16 protein-coding genes are annotated in these 18,445 nt (G+C 57.0%); 6 read left to right on the top strand and 10 right to left on the bottom strand.

The annotated features are described in order from the left end of the window. Nucleotides 1-19 precede the first annotated feature (19 nt). On the top strand, nucleotides 20-1,075 hold the full coding sequence (locus HY751_14190; protein MBI4667548.1) for a hypothetical protein: 1,056 nt from the start codon (nucleotides 20-22) through the stop codon (nucleotides 1,073-1,075). A 36-nt stretch (nucleotides 1,076-1,111) separates the two neighbouring features. After that, nucleotides 1,112-2,341 (top strand): cysteine desulfurase NifS, encoded by a 1,230-nt coding sequence (nifS, locus tag HY751_14185; GenBank protein ID MBI4667547.1) that lies wholly within the window; start codon nucleotides 1,112-1,114, stop codon nucleotides 2,339-2,341. Between the two features lie 43 nt (nucleotides 2,342-2,384). On the opposite strand, the gene HY751_14180 is transcribed toward nifS, so the two are convergent. The 5 genes from HY751_14180 to HY751_14160 form a co-directional block, all read right to left on the bottom strand. Beyond that, on the bottom strand, nucleotides 2,385-2,825 hold the full coding sequence (locus HY751_14180) for an NUDIX hydrolase (protein MBI4667546.1): 441 nt from the start codon (nucleotides 2,823-2,825) through the stop codon (nucleotides 2,385-2,387). Next, nucleotides 2,822-3,901 carry a histidinol-phosphate transaminase gene (hisC, locus tag HY751_14175; GenBank protein ID MBI4667545.1) on the bottom strand — a complete coding sequence of 360 codons (1,080 nt, stop codon included), beginning with the start codon at nucleotides 3,899-3,901 and terminating at the stop codon, nucleotides 2,822-2,824. Before hisC ends, HY751_14180 begins: the two co-directional genes overlap by 4 nt. A gap of 30 nt (nucleotides 3,902-3,931) precedes the next feature. Further along, a complete protein-coding gene (gene hisD / locus HY751_14170; protein MBI4667544.1) occupies nucleotides 3,932-5,221 on the bottom strand; it encodes a histidinol dehydrogenase in 1,290 nt (429 codons plus the stop codon). Continuing rightward, the gene (locus tag HY751_14165; GenBank protein ID MBI4667543.1) at nucleotides 5,218-7,362 is read right to left on the bottom strand and encodes a DUF1926 domain-containing protein; all 2,145 of its coding nucleotides are present in this window, start codon (nucleotides 7,360-7,362) and stop codon (nucleotides 5,218-5,220) included. Before HY751_14165 ends, hisD begins: the two co-directional genes overlap by 4 nt. A gap of 144 nt (nucleotides 7,363-7,506) precedes the next feature. After that, nucleotides 7,507-8,241, bottom strand: a complete 735-nt coding sequence (locus HY751_14160) for an ABC transporter permease (GenBank protein MBI4667542.1) — start codon at nucleotides 8,239-8,241, stop codon at nucleotides 7,507-7,509. Between the two features lie 197 nt (nucleotides 8,242-8,438). Between HY751_14160 and HY751_14155 the strand changes: the two genes are divergently transcribed. The 3 genes from HY751_14155 to HY751_14145 are packed head-to-tail and all read left to right on the top strand — an operon-like array spanning nucleotide 8,439 to nucleotide 11,924. Further along, nucleotides 8,439-8,828: a response regulator gene (locus tag HY751_14155; GenBank protein ID MBI4667541.1), complete on the top strand. Its 390-nt coding sequence runs from the start codon at nucleotides 8,439-8,441 to the stop codon at nucleotides 8,826-8,828. Continuing rightward, a complete protein-coding gene (locus tag HY751_14150) occupies nucleotides 8,818-10,962 on the top strand; it encodes a chemotaxis protein CheW (GenBank protein ID MBI4667540.1) in 2,145 nt (714 codons plus the stop codon). Before HY751_14155 ends, HY751_14150 begins: the two co-directional genes overlap by 11 nt. 41 nt (nucleotides 10,963-11,003) lie before the next feature. Beyond that, nucleotides 11,004-11,924: a response regulator gene (locus HY751_14145; protein MBI4667539.1), complete on the top strand. Its 921-nt coding sequence runs from the start codon at nucleotides 11,004-11,006 to the stop codon at nucleotides 11,922-11,924. A 53-nt stretch (nucleotides 11,925-11,977) separates the two neighbouring features. On the opposite strand, the gene HY751_14140 is transcribed toward HY751_14145, so the two are convergent. Together HY751_14140 and priA are read right to left on the bottom strand one after the other, a co-directional pair. Then, nucleotides 11,978-12,358: a hypothetical protein gene (locus HY751_14140; protein MBI4667538.1), complete on the bottom strand. Its 381-nt coding sequence runs from the start codon at nucleotides 12,356-12,358 to the stop codon at nucleotides 11,978-11,980. A gap of 99 nt (nucleotides 12,359-12,457) precedes the next feature. Beyond that, nucleotides 12,458-14,680, bottom strand: coding sequence for a primosomal protein N' (priA, locus tag HY751_14135; protein ID MBI4667537.1), 2,223 nt, complete (start codon nucleotides 14,678-14,680; stop codon nucleotides 12,458-12,460). Between the two features lie 87 nt (nucleotides 14,681-14,767). Between priA and thrC the strand changes: the two genes are divergently transcribed. After that, nucleotides 14,768-16,099 carry a threonine synthase gene (gene thrC, locus HY751_14130; GenBank protein ID MBI4667536.1) on the top strand — a complete coding sequence of 444 codons (1,332 nt, stop codon included), beginning with the start codon at nucleotides 14,768-14,770 and terminating at the stop codon, nucleotides 16,097-16,099. A 222-nt stretch (nucleotides 16,100-16,321) separates the two neighbouring features. On the opposite strand, the gene HY751_14125 is transcribed toward thrC, so the two are convergent. The 3 genes from HY751_14125 to HY751_14115 all read right to left on the bottom strand — a co-directional run bounded on the left by HY751_14125 (nucleotide 16,322) and on the right by HY751_14115 (nucleotide 18,197). Next, a complete protein-coding gene (locus HY751_14125) occupies nucleotides 16,322-16,627 on the bottom strand; it encodes a hypothetical protein (protein MBI4667535.1) in 306 nt (101 codons plus the stop codon). A gap of 557 nt (nucleotides 16,628-17,184) precedes the next feature. Then, nucleotides 17,185-17,766 (bottom strand): RNA polymerase sigma factor, encoded by a 582-nt coding sequence (locus tag HY751_14120; protein MBI4667534.1) that lies wholly within the window; start codon nucleotides 17,764-17,766, stop codon nucleotides 17,185-17,187. A gap of 194 nt (nucleotides 17,767-17,960) precedes the next feature. Next, a complete protein-coding gene (locus HY751_14115; GenBank protein ID MBI4667533.1) occupies nucleotides 17,961-18,197 on the bottom strand; it encodes a hypothetical protein in 237 nt (78 codons plus the stop codon). Between the last annotated feature and the right edge of the window lie 248 nt (nucleotides 18,198-18,445).

The following is an 18,445-nucleotide window of genomic DNA, read 5'->3' as shown; positions in this document are numbered from 1 at the left end:
AGGCCCAGGCTATATGGATATGGAGATTGCATCAGGCGCCCCAGCCATGGTGGAGCAAGGCGCGGGGACAGCCGTTAAAGCCGTGGGGCTGGTGTCCGGTGGGCTGGACAGCACACTGGCCGCGCGCATAATGAAAAAGCTGGGGTTCGAGGTGACGGTGCTCAACTTCATGAGCCCTTTCTGCACCTGCACCAGGAAAGACCACGGATGCAAGAACGAGGCTAAACGCCTGGCCGAAGAGCTTAACATGCCCGTGCGGGTGGAGTTTATGGGGCAGGAGTATATAGACCTGGTGCGGAACCCCAAACACGGGTACGGCAAAAACATCAACCCGTGCGTGGACTGCCGGATATTGATATTCCGCAGGGCCAAAGAGGTAATGGAGGAGATAGGCGCCGCTTTCATCTTCACCGGCGAGGTTGTGGGCCAGAGGATGATGTCCCAGAAGTTTGACAGGCTCCGGCAAATAGAAAAAGAGGCGGGCCTTTCAGGGCTGGTGGTGCGCCCGTTGAGCGCAAAGCTTTTACCACCCACCAAACCGGAGCTTGACGGGGTGATAGACCGCGAATTGATGCTGGACATCCATGGAAGAAGCAGGAAAGAGCAGGTGCGCATCGCCAAAGAGGAGTTCGGGATGACCGAGAACCTCTGCTCCTCCGGCGGCTGTCTTCTTACAGACCCCCATTTCGCCGACAGGATGCGGGACTTGCTGGACCACGACGCGTCCGCCGGGGTGAAAGACGCCCGGCTGTTGCGCATGGGCCGCCATTTCAGGCTCTCCGCCGGTTGCAAGGTAATTGTTGGCCGCGATGAGGAAGAAAACGAAAAACTCATGCGCATGGCTGGCGACGAGGACTTCCTGTTCTACTCCGCCGAGGGCCGGGGCCCGCTTACGGTGGTCAAAGGCGGTCTGGACCGCGAGGTTATAGGGATGGCCGGAAGGATAACGGCCCGGTATTGCGACACCCGGGACAAAGAGACAAAGATAAACTACAGGAAAAAAGGGGGCGAAAGCGCTTGGACCGTTTTATGCGCCGCCGCCGATGATGAAACTTTAAAATCGCTCCGGGTGTGAACACCCCAAAGCGTTATTGAGCTGGAGAAGCATGATATGAGCGGTCTTCGCAGGGTTTACCTGGACAACAACGCCACCACGCCCGTCTATCCGAAGGCGATAGAGGCCATCCTTCCATACTTAAGGGATAATTTCGGCAACCCGTCGTCGGCCCACAGCCAGGGCCGGGCGGCCCGGGCCAAAATATCGGAAGCCCGCGAGATAGTCGCCGGGGCCATGGGCGCCTCGCCATCCGAGATATTTTTCACCTCCGGCGGCACCGAGTCGGACAACCTGGCCGTTAAAGGATACGCGTGGGCCAACCGGAAACATGGCGGCGGGCACATAATCACTTCCACCATCGAGCACCCGGCGGTGCTGGAGCCTTGCAAATACCTTTCGAAGAACGGTTATGAGGTGACCCGGGTTCCGGTGGACGCCGAGGCCTTGGTGAACCCCGAGTCTGTCCGGGAAGCCATTACTGAAAGCACCATCCTGGTTTCCATCATGAGCGCCAACAACGAGGTTGGCTCCATTCAGCCGGTGGCGGAGATCGCCAAAATCGCCAGGGAAAAAGGGGTGGCCATGCACACCGACGCGGTGCAAAGCTTCCTGAAAGTGCCCTTCACGGTGGACGAATTGGGGGTGGACCTGCTATCGGTGTCGGGCCACAAGGTGAACGCCTTAAAAGGCGTGGGGGCTTTGTATATCCGCAAGGGGACCAAGATGCACGCCCTGGCCCATGGCGGGCATCACGAGCGGGGCATCCGGGCCGGTACGGAGAACGTGGCGGGTATCGTGAGCTTTGGCGAGGCCGTGCGGATAGGCAAGGCGGAGCTGGAGAAAACCGCCGCCCACGTGAAAATCCTGCGGGACGAACTGGAAAGGCGGATTCTGGAGACCATACCTTTCACCAAGGTGAACGGCCACAGGGAAAAAAGGACACCCGGCACGCTGAACATGAGTTTCGAATGCGTGGAGGGAGAGGCGCTTTTAATCAACCTGGACATGGCCGGAATATCCATCTCCACCGGCTCGGCTTGCAGTTCCGGCTCGCTGGAGCCTTCCCACGTGCTGACCTCCATGGGCATTCCCCACGAGATAGTGCATGGAAGCCTGCGGTTCTCCTTCGGGCATGAGAACACCATGGACGACGTGGATTACGTGATGACCCACCTGCCGAGGATAATAAACACCATCCGCGAGATATCGCCTTTGTGGGATCCAAAGAACCAGAAGGTCCTTACGTTGGAAGAGGTCAGCGGCGGCGCCAAGCTGGGGCATTGATTGTCGCAGGGCAGGTTAAAACCTTCCCCTGCGCGGGCAGGCGCTAATACCTGCCGCCCAGATAATCCCCCATTATCTTCGAATGGTCGAACACCAGCTTTTCCAGTGGTATCTCCGCTTTTGAGAACAGCGCGGCGCTCTTGGCGTCGTCACTGCCTACCGGAACGCCCTGGGCGTTGCCTATGAACACCACCGAGGCGTTGTGCCGGCGGGGATCCCGGGCCGGGTCGGAATAAACATGGAACTGGCGGGTGAGCGTCACGTCCAGCCCGGTCTCCTCTTTGGCCTCGCGCGCGGCGGCCTGTTCCACCGTTTCGCCGTAATCCACATACCCGCCGGGCAGGGCGAACCCTTCCGGGCCGCCGCGCCGCTCGATAAGGACGATCTTCTCCCCCACTTCGATGATGATGTCCACCGTAAGATACGGATTTTGCCGCACCGCCACCCCATGGCCGCACTGGGGACATTTTATTTCAAGCTTCACCGAATCCCATCCACCGACTTAAGGAACCGCGCGTTTTCCTCCGGCGTCCCCACGGTCACTCGGAAATGATCCGACAGCCTGGAAGAGTCCTTGAACCACCGGACACGCACCCCATCGGTAAGCAATCCGCTAAAAACCGTCTGCGGGTCTTTGTCCACACGCATGAGGATGAAATTGGCCTCCGACGGATACGGCGCAAGCCACCCGGTTTTTTTAAGGGCGGCGGACATTTTTTCGCGTTCCTTTTTCACCATGCCGAAAAGGGGCTTCAGCCAATCCCAATGCTCCACCACCTCCCGCGCCACGGCCTGGGTTATGGAGTTTATGTTATAAGGCAGACGCGTTTTGTTAACGCCCGCGGAAAGCCTGTGGTCGGCCATCATGTAGCCCAGCCGCAATGCCGCAAACCCCACCTTGGAGAGGGTTTTTAACACCACCACGTTGGGCGCCTGCCGGAAAAGAGGGCCGAAAGACCAGTCCGCGAAATCCACGTACGCCTCGTCCACAACCACAAGACCGGGCGCGTTTTCTATAACAGTCTCCACCTCCGCCCTGGCGAACCGGGTTCCCGTGGGATTATTGGGTGTGGCCAGGAAAATGATCTTTGGGGCGCGGTCTTTCATCAGGTCCAGCATGCGCTCCAGGTCCAGCGACCAATCTTCCCGCAGGGGCGCCTCCACGGTGTCCGCCCCGAAATATCCGGCTATCTGCCGGTACATGGAGAATGTGGGCGACGGAACCAACACTGTTTCCCCCGGCTCCAGCGTGGCGGCGCAAAGACATTGGATAACCTCATCGGAACCGTTGCCCAACAGGATTTCCTCCGCCTCCACCCCTTCCTTGGCGGCGATAGCGTCCCTCAGGTTTTGGGCCAGCATGTCCGGATAGCGGTTGAGCGCCACGGCGCCCATAGCCCTGTGTATCCGCTCCGCCAGTTTCGGCGGCGGGGCGTATGGGGACTCGTTGGCGTCCAGCGCCACCTCGCACGGGTAGGGCTCCACATGGTATGCGCCGATGGAGGCTATCCTTGGCCGGATGAGCTCTTCGGGGTTGACGGTCTCTTTTCTTGTTGTCATGGGGAAAAGTTTAGCACACCGGCTTTAAGGTTATTTGCTCTCCATCCGAAGCCTGACGGCATTGGCGTGGGCGCCAAGCCCCTCCTCCTCGGCCAGGGCCACCACGTCCCGGGCCAAAGCCTCGAATCCCTTTCGCGTAAAGTTGAGCAGGCTGGTGCGTTTCACGAAATCGTACACGCCCAGCGGCGACTGGAACCGCGCCGCCCCGCCCGTGGGAAGCACATGGTTGGGCCCGGCCATATAATCGCCTAAAGCTTCCGGCGTCCACGGACCCACGAAAATGGCCCCGGCGTTTTTCACCTTGCCCGCGTGTTTTTCCGCGTCTTTTATCAACAGCTCGAAATGTTCCGGCGCTATCCTGTTGCTTATTTCGAAAGCCTCGTTAAGGTTTTTCGCCACGAACGCGTAACAGTTGCTGGCCAGGCATTTTGCGATTATCGCCGAACGGTCCAGCCTGGCGGCCTGTTTTTTAAGTTCGTTATCCACGGTCTTGGCCAGTTTTTCAGACGTTGTGACCAATATGGGATAGGCGTTCTCGTCATGCTCCGCCTGGGAAAGAAGGTCCGCCGCCACGAGAACCGGATTGGCCGTGTCGTCGGCCAGCGCCAGTATCTCGCTGGGGCCTGCGATCATGTCTATATCCACCTTGCCGAACACCTGCCGCTTGGCCTCGGCCACGTAGGCGTTGCCGGGCCCCACTATCTTGTCCACCGGCTTGATGGATTTGGTGCCGTAGGCCAGCGCCGCCACCGCTTGCGCCCCGCCTATCTTCCACACCTCGTCCACCCCGGCGATTCCCGCCGCCACCAGCACGTGGGGGTTCAAATAGCCTCTCGGGGCCGGGGTCACCATTACCACCCTTTTCACCCCGGCTATCCTGGCGGGAATAACGTTCATCAGAACCGAGCTGGGGTAGCAAGCCTTGCCGCCGGGGACATACACCCCCACCGATTCAAGCGGCGTTATCACCTGGCCGGTCACACAACCCTTTTCGTTTACGGACCACGATTTTTCCACCTGCTTTTGGTGGAAGCTCTTTATCCGTTTGGCGGCGGCGTTGAGGGCTTTTACCACCGCCGGGTTGGCCACTCTGGTGGCGTTGCCCATCTCTTTTTCCAGCACCCGCAACGAGGTGGGGGTTACATTGGAGCCGTCGAACCTTTTGCTGAAAGCGACAAGGGCGGCGTCTCCCCTCCTCCGCACCTCCGCGATTATGGCCGATACCGTGTCCCCAATGGCGGACGAGCCTCCGTTCAACCTGTCGTCCAGCTTCGCCATGGCCCGTTCAAATGTCGGGCCCGAGGCCTTAATTATCTTCATTTACCCCCATCCACCTTTAATGAGAACGAAAAACCGCTCCGGCCGCCGGGCTTTATAGCCATCCTGTGATGGATGAACAAGCACGACCCCTGATAAGTGCGCTCAAACCCTCCTTCAGACTGGGATACAGTCTCCACCGGAAAACACCACACATCGAAAGGGTTTTTCGATTCGGCGTAAACCGTGAATCCGGCCCAGTCGTCCCTCATGCCCGCCATGGTGGCGCCGGTATGGCTCATGATGTCCTTGAGCCTGGGTTTAGACTTTAACCCTTCGGCCACCCAGTAGCGGTCATCGGCGTCTCCGGCCAGAAGGGTAAGGTTAAGTTCCACGCCGAAAATGATATCCAGCGCGGCGCCACCCTTGTTCTTAACGACATACTCAACGTCAATAGCCGCGTCCTTCGAGTTGAAGGACAGCTTTTTAACCACCGTCACCGGGACATGTTCCCCCTTCACCGTTATAACGGCATTGCCCGTAAGCGTCACTTCGGCCTCCGACCGGCTCTTGGAAACTTCGGGCTCGTATGCTATCCCGGCGAAATCGCCCAGCGGCTGGTAAAGGCCCCGCATGAAATCCTCCAGCCCCACTTCCGGCGAAAGGAAATGGTCGGCAAAAATCCTCCGGGGCGAAGGATCGTAATGCAGGGCGTCGGCCAGGCCCGGCTCTTTTAACCGCACAATGTCATGGATGGACACCGGCTTGTCCGCATTTTCACCGGAGCCGCCCGCGTGGCTTTTTATCTTCTCGTGATACGCCTCCCGCCGCCGGGTGAACGTGTTGCTCAAGGCGAATGAGGCCGGACGGTAATCAAACTCCAGTAATGTCCCGCCCATGTCAGGGTCTATAACAGCGCTTATCCGCTGGTTCTCAACAGCTATCTCCGGAGCCCCGTCGGTATCATAATCCAGGGTTTCAACATGTAACCAGCTTTTATCCCCATGGAGCGCCTCGTCCGCTATTCTCTCGGCGTTTATCAGGTGATGGTAAACAGCATGGCGCAGATAGTTAAGGTACAGCCCGCCGAAAAGCCCGTGCCAGTAAGCGCAGTTGCACTGGCCCTGGTAAAGTTCCCTTCGGGCCTCGTCTTTCTTCTTCCCGGAAAGCCCCTTCATGGCGGCGGCGACCTTGCCGGACACGTATATCATTTTCTTGTGCATCCGGTTCGACTCGTCGTATTTGGACAAAAAGTTGTCCCACAACCCGCCGCGGATGAACGGTTTCCACTCCTCTTTTTTGCCCGATTCGGCCAGGTCGTGGAGAACCCTCTCGAACTTCAGCCCCGCCTCCACCGGCAAAGACCATTCCATCATCTCCTCGTAAGAGGCCAGCGGCAGGTAAATCCTCCCCCTGGCCTTGTGGGTCTCCAGATATTGGGAGAAGAAGGAGGTGTTCACCACATCCTGATGTTTCTCCAGTGTCTCGTAGAAATTGTGTAGCCACCGTTCTTCATACACCCATTTGTATGTTTCGGGCCAAAGGCCGAACTTCTCCCCGTCGTCGCCATAGGTTACGCCGGTTACGCCGCCCTGTTCCCGAAGCCGCTTTATATGGTCTATGGTCTCGTGGGGCAGGCGGAAGGGAATGCTGTAACGCAATGTCTTGTCTATGGGGAACACCGCCACGGAGGCGCCGTGTTTTTCGGTGACATAGTAGCCGTGCATGTCGCTGGCGGTGAGCCCGGCGTAATAAAAATGGGTGTCGTCCAGCAATGTGAACTTGAGCCCGGCGGAAGAAATGATCCGGGGCAGGTACGGGTCCCATATCCTTTCGGCGGTCCACATGCCCTTGGGCTCGAACCCGAAGCGGCGCTTGATGTAGTCGTTCATCATTTCTATCTGTCCAACCGCGTCCCCTTCAGGGATGGAGGACAGTATCGGCTCGTAAAACCCGCCGGAGAGTATCTCCACCTGGCCCCGGTCCACAAGTTTGCCCAGCAGGTCGAAATATTTTGGCCTGTGGGTTTCCAGCCACTCCAGCAGTGGGCCGGAGTGGTGTATGGCTATGCGTATGCCGTGGTGCTCCGCCAATACTTTTAGCTGGGGCTGGTAGCAAGTGTCGTGAGCCTCTTCGAAAACGTGGCCAAAGTTGCCTACCGGCTGGTGGTTGTGTATGCCTATGAGGAGATTAACTGGCTTCATTCAAAACCGCTCATGAATTATGGTTGCAAACCCGGGCCTTTACCGGAAATACCGCGCGGCGGCCCATGCCGCATAAATAGCCATTTTACTATATCCGGAAACCGCCCATGGGCGAATTAAAGCCCTGTTAAAAAAGGATGCCGGTTACAGCCGGGCCTTGTCCACGGTTTTAAAGGCCATGGCGAAGAAAACGGCGCCGAATATCGCCATGAGGGCCAGCGATTTTATTTCCGGCCCCAAACCGAAAGCGGCGGCCCTTATGGCGCTGGAGGCGTGGGTCAGCGGGAGCAGGGACAGTATGGATCCCGCCCATCCCGGCAGGTGGTCCATGGGGAAAACCGTGCCCCCGAGGAAAGCCATGGGGGTGATGAGAAAACTTGTGAGAAGCGACTGGTCTGAATGGGATCTGACGGTCATGGCGGCGAACACCGCCACCGAGGCGAACACAAAAGCGTTCAGCGCCACCGCCAGCCAGAACCACGGGCCGCATGAAAGCGGAACACCGAAAAGATACGATATCACCAGTATCACCAGCGCCGAAAGCAGGCCCCTGGTCACCCCTCCCGCCACTTCCCCGGCAACATAGGCTATGTTCCTGATGGGGGCGGCCTGGAACTCCTCGAATATTTTCCAGTAGAACCTGGATATGTTTATCTCCCCGGCCATGGCGAAAGAATGGTTCATGCTGGCCATGGCCACAAGCCCGGGCATCAGAAATTCCATGTAGCTGTGGCCGTCCACCGCCACGCCCTTGCCCATGCCATAGCCGAAGGCCACGGCGTAAAGGACCGGCATAACCGACATGGATGCCAACTGCTTCGGGAGTTTCCTTTTGAGCAGAAGGACCTCCCGGTAATAAACCGCGTACCAGCCGTTCAATTTATGGTTCCCGCCGCCTCCCCGCGCCGTGGCGAAAGGCGGAAATAAATTTGGACACAACGCATCAAGCGTAACTATAATAGCTCTAAATTATAAGGGGCGTTTAAATTTCCTGCCTGTGGCCCTGTGTCCTGGAGGTATATTGGGAATGGAACTTATCTGGCGGCAAGCTTCCCTCTTCGGAGATTTGATGACCCATGAGTGACGCGCCCTCGCAAAAACCGCTCGCGCTGGTGGTGGACGACTACCACAGCATGCGCGTTACGTTAAGAGAGCTGTTGGAAGAGCTTGGGTTCGCCGTGGAAGAAGCGGAGAACGGCCTGGAGGGGCTTGAAAAAGCCAAGGGCAAAAAGTACAACCTTATCTTTACCGACATCGTAATGCCGGTGATGGACGGGCTGGAGCTTTGCAACGAGATAAAAACCCACCCCACTCTCAATAAAATCCCCGTGGTGGTGCTTTCCACCCATACCGACGCCACATATCTTGTAAAGGCCATCAGCATGGGCGCCGACGATTATGTACCCAAACCAATCGAGCGGGCCCTATTACAAAAAGTGGTGACAAGGCTTACCGATGGATACTAAAGAGACGGCGGAAACAGGCGGGAAAAAGGGCGTTGTTGACCGGATGATGGTCAAGATAAGCCATCTGGACACCCTCTTAAACCTTGTCGGCGAGGTAATAATCACCTCCAACAACATTTCCACCACCAACCGGCGCCTGCAGGATTTCTACGACCGGGCCAAGCCGATGGACAAAACCTCCATGGACATGCTCAAGATGACCGAGGTGGCCTCCAGCCGCGCCTCGTCGGACCTGCACAGCCTGGTGATGGACATCCGCATGGTGGAGATCCGCTCCACCTTCCAGCGGTTCCGCCGCCCCGTGCGCGACATGGCCAAGGACGCCGGCAAGCAGGTGGACTTTCTCACCTTCGGCGAGGAAACACTGGTGGACAAGACCATCGCCGAAAAACTTTACGACCCGTTGAACCACCAGATAAGGAACAGCATAGACCACGGCGTTGAAGACCCGCTGGAGCGCCAGCGTATGGGCAAGCCGGTGATGGCCAAGGTTACGCTGAAGGCCTACCAGAAAGAGAACAATATATTTCTGGAGATAAAAGACGATGGGCGCGGGATAGACCCGGAAGCGGTGGCGGCCGCCGCTGTCCGGCGCGGTCTGCTGGAGGAATCCGCCTCGTCTGCGCTTTCCCGCGACGAGAAACTGGCGCTAATTTTCCATCCGGGCCTTTCCACCAAAACCTCCGCCAGTAAAATATCGGGCCGGGGGGTGGGGATGGATGTTGTGAAGAGCAACATCGAAGAGCTGGGTGGCGAGGTGATAATAGACACCAAGGTGGGCGCTGGAACCACCTTCATTTACCGGATACCCCAGGTCACGGCGGTGAACATACTGGACTGTCTCACCGTGAGGGCTGGCAACAACCTGTTCGCCATACCCATCCTGAACGTGATATCCACCCTGAGGATACCCTTCACCAGCACAAACTCCACTCTCCAGCGGGCGCGCACCATAACCTATCTTGGCAGCCTGGTCACGCTCTTCGACCTTAACGACCTGCTGGACGACCCGCCCCTGCCTCCGGAAGAGAACATAACCGTTGTCATTGTGGAAGGCAAGAACGGCCGGATGGCGTTGAGGGTCAGCGACCTGTTAATGCCGGAGAAACTGGTGTTCACCCCTCTTTCAAAGGTTTTCGACGTGCAGGGAATATCCGGCACCACCACCCTGTCCGGAAACAAGATGGGGATGATAGTGGACGTGGTGGAGCTTATCAACCGCACCCGGGGCATCTCGCCCGGCGGGGTGGAGGCCATCCAGGTGGAAAAGGCCATGGCGCGCCAACTGGAGGAAGAGCCGGTTTCCGTCCCATCCAGAGCCGCTGGCGGGGAAGAGCCCCACGAAGGCGAAACCGTGGCCATGGGCGGCGCGCTGGTATTATCGTCGGACATCGGGCGCGAGATCACCCACCGCGAAGAGTTCTTCGTGGAGCTGGAGGACATGATAAAGGACGCCGACGAGCAGATCCTGGCCCTGGAGAGCAATCCCGGCGACATGGAGATAGTCAACAGGATATTCCGGGACTTCCACTCCATGAAGGGAAACCTGATGATGGTGGGCCTTCAGGAGCTGGGCGGCTTCATCCACGAGGTTGAAGTGGTGCTGGACCAGGCCCGGTCCGGCGCCCTTGAAATATCAGAAGACATAATAGATATTTTGTTCGACGCCACCGACGCCATAAAAAACGCCAAGCAGGCGCTGGCCGAGGGGCGCGCCCCGGCCATAGACAAAGCCCTGCTGAAGAACATAGACAAATACAAGAAACCCAGGGAAAAGAAAGTGGAAGAGCCGGTGGACGTGCACCAGCGCACGTTCCACATAGGCTCGCTGGAGAAGATAAACCTGTTCGCCCACAGGTATGAGGAAAAACAGCTTTACCAGGTGTTCCTTTCGTTCAAGCCGAAATACCAGCAACCGTTCCTGGTGGCTCTGCTAATACTCAAAAGGATAGCCAAGATTGGCCACATTTTCGGCGCGGTGCCCACCGCCGAGGAAATAGAGAACCAGGGGATTTCAGACCAGCTGAAAGTGATGTTCTCCTCGTCTCTGGATGAAGAAAAGGTCAAAAAGTTCATCGAAGACAAGCTGATGAAATATTACGACGTGGTGGAATACGAGCTTCTGCGCACTTAAAAAGCCGCCCATGCGGCCTGCACAATCGGGAGCGTAAAAAAATGTCTGACGTGATTCTGGCCGGTGACCCCGGGGAAAGCTTCGGCGGGCTGGAGAAAATCCTGACCGGCAGGGGCGAGGCCGTAAACAGGCTTGATGTGGAGATAACCGACCCCGGTTTCCAGGACAAAATGGCGGAGCTTTCCAGCGGGGTGGTAATCTCCCGGTTCCATGAGGGGGACCTGGCCTCCATCAAGGCCATGCAGGCCATACGGATAAAGAAACCTTCCCTTCGTTTCATTTTTATCACCGGCAAAGAGCTTTCCGCGCCGCTGTTGACCCTGATTTTCAACGAGGGCGCCTATGGCCTGTTACCGGAGCCGCTCTCGCCGGAGTCGGCCTATTACCTGGTAAAGCAGGCGGTGAAACGCTCCAAGTGGGATATGGACGAGGCGGAGCGCAACCGGGAGCTGGTGACGCTGAATGAAGCCATGAAAGTGAAGACGGACCGGCTGGAGCGGGAAATGGGCCGCGCCCAGGACATAATCGACAAGATGGAGCGGTTCGTGTATTTCCTGCTTTCCGACAAGGGGTTCAAGCCAAAGGCGGTGAAGATACTCTTCGTTTCGGATTCCACTTATCAGCGCAACATGCTGGAGGAGATATTCAGCAAGCTGGGCTTCACCGTCCAGGGCGCCAACAGCGCCGAGGACGCCATCGGCGGCATAAAGGAATGGAAGCCGGACATCGTGGTGTCCGACCTGGAGTTGCCCGGCATTTCCGGCGTGGAACTGGCCAAAGAGGTTAAAGGCAAAAAAGGCTATCCGCAGGTATATTTTGTGATACTTACCGCCCATGAGGACAAGATGGACTTCATCCTCTCCCCCGAAACCATGGTGGACGATTGCGTTATAAAACCCGGCGATACGGAAAACGTGCAGGGGATGATCGCAAAAATCCTCTTGGGTATCCTGGTTCTCTAAAACCGGGCTTTATAAGCCAAGCCCGGCCCTAAAGCCCGCAATGCGAGGCTGTTTCAGCGCCGTTTCCTCAACCCTTCCGCTTTGGATTTGAGCTTCGCCAGCCGGTCTATCATCCGCTCCAGCCGGTCTATCTGATCGTCTATATGGCCGGTCAGCTTTTTAACCGCCGCTTCCATATCCTCCACCCGGTCCGGGTAAGGGTCCCCATCGCCGGACATGAGCCAATCCAGCGAACAACCGGTATGGTTGCGGATCTTGAGCAGATTTTCGTACTTGGGGATTTTCCCCTTCTGCCAGTAATACTGGAACAGGCCCTTCTCGATACCAACCTGCTTGCACCAGGCGTAAGGCTTGGTGTCTCCGATGAGGTATTGCAGGCGCTCTTTGAAGGTTTTCAGTTTGGCGGACCGTATGGCGGGCTTGACAGTGTTCATCACATACCCCCTTTTCAAATGTATTACCGGGGCTTCTAAGAAAATCCTAACACATTTTGTAATAATTTTCCTTCAAACAAATAAAATTATATTAATCCATCACATAGCGCTTACAGGATCCATGTCCACCGTAACGCTCACGCCCGCCGCGCCGGTTCCGCCGAACAGCTTTTTCTCCCCCTCGAAATACATTTCCAGCGCGGCGTATAATATGGCGTGGTTCGGCGCTTTCAACATGATCCGCCAGTTGAAACGGTTCCTGGTTTTGAAGATCACCGATTCGGCCGGGCCCCACACTGTTATGCCCCCTATTTTCCCGCCAATACGCTCCAAAACCTGCGCCATTTTCGCCAGATATTCCAGCCCGCGCCTTTCGCCGGAAGCGTCTATTTTTATAAAAGCGATCCGGGCGAATGGGGGATACCCCACAATCTGCCGCAAGGGCGTCTCGGCGTTCAGAAAAGCGGCGTAATCGTGCTCCGCCGCGCAAAGAAGGGCATGGCCCGGTTTACCATGGGCCTGAACCAGCACAAGCCCCGGTTTCTCACCGCGCCCCGCCCGGCCCGCCGCCTGGGTGATAAGCTGGAACGTCCGTTCCGCCGCGCGGAAATCCGGCAGGCGCAGGGTGTCCTCCGCGCTCACGGCGCCCACCAGGGTTATGGACGGGTAATCATGCCCTTTGGTTACCATCTGGGTGCCTATGAGTATGTCCACCTCCCCTGCTTCCACGGCTTTCAATATCCCGGCCCCGGCGCGTCTTTTTGTGGTGGTGTCCCTGTCCATCCGGGCTATCCTGGCGGTGGGGAATAGCGCGGCCAGATCTTTTTCCACCCGTTCGGAGCCGGGCCCGCCCAGGTAGAACGATGGCGAGCCGCATTTTTCGCAGGTGTCCGGCGCTGGCTCCTCGTATCCGCAGGTGTGGCAGGCCAGTTTGCCCGCCTTGCCGTGATGCACAAGGCTCACCGAACAGTTCTTGCACTCATACACGTGGCCGCACTGCTGGCATTGGACATATCTTGAAAAACCGCGCCGGTTGATGAACAGTAGCGATTGTTCCCCTTTGGCGAGCCTCTCCCCTATTTCCGTCAGCAACCGCTCCCCCATGGCCGCGCCGGGCGCAGGCTCCACAATCTCCACCTTGGGCATGGGCCGCCCGTCTATCCGTTGTGAAAGCTCCAGCAGGCCGTATTTGCCATTCACCGCGTGATAATAGCTCTCCAGCGATGGCGTGGCCGACCCAAGCGCCACCGCCGCCCCTTCCAGCGAGGCGCGCTTTATGGCCACGTCCCGCCCGTTATACCGGGGGGAGTTCTCTTGTTTGTATGACGGGTCGTGCTCCTCGTCCACGATGATTAGCCGCAAATTTCTCACCGGGGCGAACACGGCGCTCCGCGCCCCCACCACCAGCGCCGCCTCCATGCGGGACAACGACTCCAGCCGCGCGTCCCGCTCGCCCGGCGCCATGTCTGAATGGATAATCACTGGTTTTACGCCCAGCCTTCTCTCCAGCCGTTCGGCCAGCATGTCCGCCAGGGCTATCTCCGGCGCCAGAACCAGAACCGACCCGCCCATGGCCAGCGTCCTCCGCGCCAGATGGGCGTAAACCTCGGTCTTGCCGGAACCCGTGACTCCATGGATTAGGCTCACGAAAAACCGGCCAGCGGAAACATCTTTCCAGACTTCCTCAACAGCGTGTTTCTGCTGGGGGGTCAGTTCCACCAGCCCGGAATCTTTATCCTGCTCCACATGGGTTTGCCGGGCTCTTTTGCCATAGGTTCTGGCCCCTTGGGTAAACTTCACCCATTGCCGGGCATGGGAGCCGCCAAGAATTTTTTTAAGCCCGGTTACGGTGACGCCCGCGTCTTTGGCCAGCAAGTGGACTTTTCTGCCGCCCCCCCGCGCCTTGAGGATGGCGTATATCTCGCTGGCTTTCCCATCGCTTTCCGGCGGGGTGGAGCCTTCGGCTATCTCCACGAAGGTGTCCACGGTCATGTCGCCCCTGGGGGTTATTAGGGGCAAAATGTCGCCCGGCGGGGCGTAATAATGGGCGGCGGTCCACATGGCCAGGTTTAAAAGGTTTGCGCCCGCAACGGGCGTTTCGTCCAAAACGTCAAGGATGGGTTTTATGCCCGTCACCCGGGTTTTATCCGTCATGCGAGCCACAAGGCCTATAAGGTTTCGTTTTCCAAACGGAACCAAAACCCGCTTGCCGGGCCCTATTTTGCTTTGAACGCTGGCTGGTACGGAGTAGGTAAACAGCGAGCGCACAGGGCGCGGAACCATTACTTCGGCGAAAAATCCAGTAATATATTTGGTTTCCACACGCCCGGCGAAATTGACAATGACCAAGACAGATAAATATAATTCAAAGCTGTATCAAAAACCACCTCATAATTTGGAAGTGATAACGTGGCTTATAGCGCGTGGTTCGAATGTTTTAACGACAAGTGCCGGAAGAAATACCATCTTACCGACGTAATCTACAACTGTGAGGTATGCGGCTCGCTCCTGCAGGTTGTCCACGACATGGACGAGCTTTCGAAAACCTCCGCCGCCCAGTGGATGAGGATTTTCGACGAGCGCCGGAGCCGGAGCCAATGGCCCTATGGCTCAGGCGTGTGGCGGATGAAGGAATGGGTTTGCCCCACGGTGGAGAACAACGACATCGTCTCCATGTACGAGGGGGAGAGCAACCTTTTCTGGGCCGAACGGCTGGGGGCCGAAATAGGCATCCCCGACCTTTGGATAAAACTTTGCGGCAACAGCCATACCGGCTCGTTTAAAGACCTGGGGATGACGGTGCTGGTCTCCATGGTCAAGCACATGATAAACCACGGCAAACAGATCCGCGCCGTGGCCTGCGCCTCCACGGGGGACACTTCGGCGGCTCTGGCGGCCTATTGCGCGGCGGCGGGCATCCAGTCCATCGTTTTCCTGCCCCGGGGCAAGGTTTCCAACGAACAGCTTATCCAGCCCATCGCCAACGGGGCGCTGGTGCTTTCGCTGGAGACAGATTTCGACGGGTGCATGAAGGTGGTGCAGGAGGTGGCCAAAGACCCGACCATATACCTGGCCAATTCCAAGAACTCCCTTCGCATAGAGGGGCAGAAGACCGTTGCCATCGAAATGACCCAGCAGTTTGACTGGGAGGCGCCCGACGTGGTGATAATCCCCGGCGGCAACCTGGGCAACGTTTCGGCGCTGGGCAAAGGCTTTTTGCTGATGGAACAGCTGGGCATTATAACCAAACGCCCCAGGATAGTTTGCGCCCAGGCGGAAATGGCCAATCCGCTTTACCGGTATTACCAGTCCGGTTACACGAATTACGAGCCCATCCAGGCCAAAAAAACCTACGCATCGGCCATACAGATAGGCGCGCCAGTCTCCCTCCACAAGGCGGTGGACATATTGAAACAGTTTAACGGCATAGTGGAGCAGGCCAGCGAGCAGGAACTGGCGGACGCGTGCGCCCGGGGAGACAGGACCGGCATGTACACCTGCCCACACACCGGCGTGGCGCTTGCGGCGTTATTCAAGCTGGTGAAAAAGGGCGTTATCACCAATAAACACAAGGTGGTGGTGGTGTCCACCGCCCACGGTTTAAAGTTCTCGAAATTCAAGCTGGATTACCACGAACGGAGCCTGCCGGACGTGGAAAGCGTCCACTCCAACCTGCCCATCAACCTTCCGCCGGACGTGGACGCCGTGCGCCGCGCACTGGACGCGCGCCTGGCGGGGTAGCGAAGACCGGATTAAATTCGTGGCGGGGCGGATCGCCGCATCGCCCTAATTTAATGCCCCCTGCGCCCATGCGCTCCTTCCAGGGCCGCGTGACACATGCAGTGCCGAGATAGTATCCAACTGGCGCCCTGCTGTCCGCGGTGTGTTTCACCTCGGGCCCTCCAACAAAAAAAACCGGCGGGGGATAAACACCCCCCCCGGTTGATTATGAAGCTATTCGGATTACAGCGCCCTGGACTCTTCCATGCCTTTCAGATACGGCTTCATCTGCCATACCAGACCAGCGCTGAGCCATATGGAAACCGCCAGGGTCATGAACCCGGCGGCGGCCCCGCTCGGTTCGTACACGAACACGGTGACGGCGGCGCAGGTCCACATCAGGTGGCCGACACCGGCCACATACGCCAGTAGCTTGTAGTTTATCGGGGCGCCTTCGTTCTTGTGCCGGATGTAATACGCAACGGCCATCGCCACGCCTGACACAGTTATGAAAGCGGCGTATGACAGGAAGTATATTGCGTGTTCCATTTTTCGTCTCCTTTTTATCCGCTATCGTGTAGCGTTTATCTTTTTTCTAATCCGCCGGGCGGCCTTTCCGCCTTTCCATCCGGCCACGCCCCAATTAAATACAACAAGCGTGCCAAAACTGCATCTTCTTTATTTACATGCTATTACCACAACCTCCAGGACAATTGTCCAGAGCCAAAAACCGGTGTGTGCCTTAAATGCGTACAGTTGTACCGACTGTTTTACGGACAGGAGTTGAAGGGAAGGCTACGTTGAGCATCTAAATCTTTTCTGCCGCTTCCCGTGATCGCCGGACCACGGATTCCTGCGCTTCACCCCTCGACAAGCTCGTGGTGACATTTCGACAGACCCGGGGTGCATATCGCTTCCCCGTGGTCGCCCGACCACGGATTCCTGGTGTTTACTCATGGATCAATGAAAGTGGGCCAGGCTAGGCGTTCCGGTGAAAATTGAGTAACGTTAACCATAAATGAAAACCGGGGTCGGGCGACCCGGGGAAGCGCTATAAAATGGGGGATTATGGTAAGGCTTTGAATATTGATTTTTCCTCTCGGCGCTCACCCGCCGCAATTGCATTTTTCCTTAGGCTCACACAGTAAAACGTTGTCGCGGTTTTTAGAAAAATCACAGGCGGATTCAAGGATTTTCCTGAACCGTTTTCGCGCTCGAAGAAGCCGAACCTTAACGGCGTTAACGCTACTCCCCTCCCCTTGGGCTATTTCCCTTAACTTAAACCCCTCCATGTCATGCTGGACCAACACCCTGGCGTAGCTCTCCGGCAAAGTATCCATCATCGCCATCACACAGTCGGACATCTGCCGCTTTTCTACCGGCGCCTCCACGAAATCGGCGCCATCCTGTGAAAGCAGTTCAACATCCAGCAACGAGTTAACCGGCCTGACAGACCTTCGACGGTAAAAATCGATACTCACATTGGAGGCTATCTGTAATATCCAGGAGGACAACTTGCCATCGCCGCGAAAGTTATCCCATCCACGGGAGAGCCGTAGCATAGTCTCCTGGGTCAGGTCGTCCACGTCGGCCTGGTCGCTCGCCAGTTTGGAAAGAAAACCGGCCACCCTTGGCTTGTAAATGCCAAGCGCGTCATCCAGGCTAAGCCCTTCAATTAATCGAGTCACCGCAGAACCCCCTGTTACCGGGTGGAGAAGAGCTAATCGGGCTTCCTGCCCATACAGCACATTTTGCCGCTTCTCATCATAAAGAAGCAGGCCAGAGCCATAAGGCCGAATATAAGCAGTGGAACCCACCAAAAGGAACCACAGGCCGCAACGCATGTTCCAAACATAATTATACCCCCCTTTAACCGGCCACTTTAGGCGCAACAGGTTTTATCTTTTTTACAATCCACTTCGCCGGTTTCAGGTTTTTTGTCCTCGCCCTCCGCCGGACCAGACCCGCACGCGCAACCGCGCTCTTTCATCATCCGCCGCATATTTTCCATCGCCGTCGCTCCATCATCGCCACAACAGCCTTTCATGAGCTTTTCCATATACGCCTTCATTTCCATCATCTCCTTTAAATCTCCTGTGCGCAGGCAGGACGCAACCATCCTGCCTTTCCCCGTATGACGCATCCATTTATAAAAGGTTACAGGGTATGGGCCAGGACTCGAATTTTTTAGCGTTCCACACCAGGCGGGAGCCCCTATCCAGCCATATTTATGAAGCAACCATCACAAACCGGGCATACGCGCAGATCTGCCCCAACCTAAGATTTATTTGGATCACTCAAACTGATTTAAAAGGTCTTGTCTGGAATGCGTGGCGGGTTATAAGAACTGCCGCTCTTATTTCAATA

It is taken from the genome of Nitrospinota bacterium (assembly GCA_016208975.1).
GTDB lineage: Bacteria > Nitrospinota_A > UBA7883 > UBA7883 > JACRLM01 > JACQXA01.
Note: the sequence above shows the minus strand (reverse complement) of the source record. Positions and strands in the feature narration are given on the sequence as shown.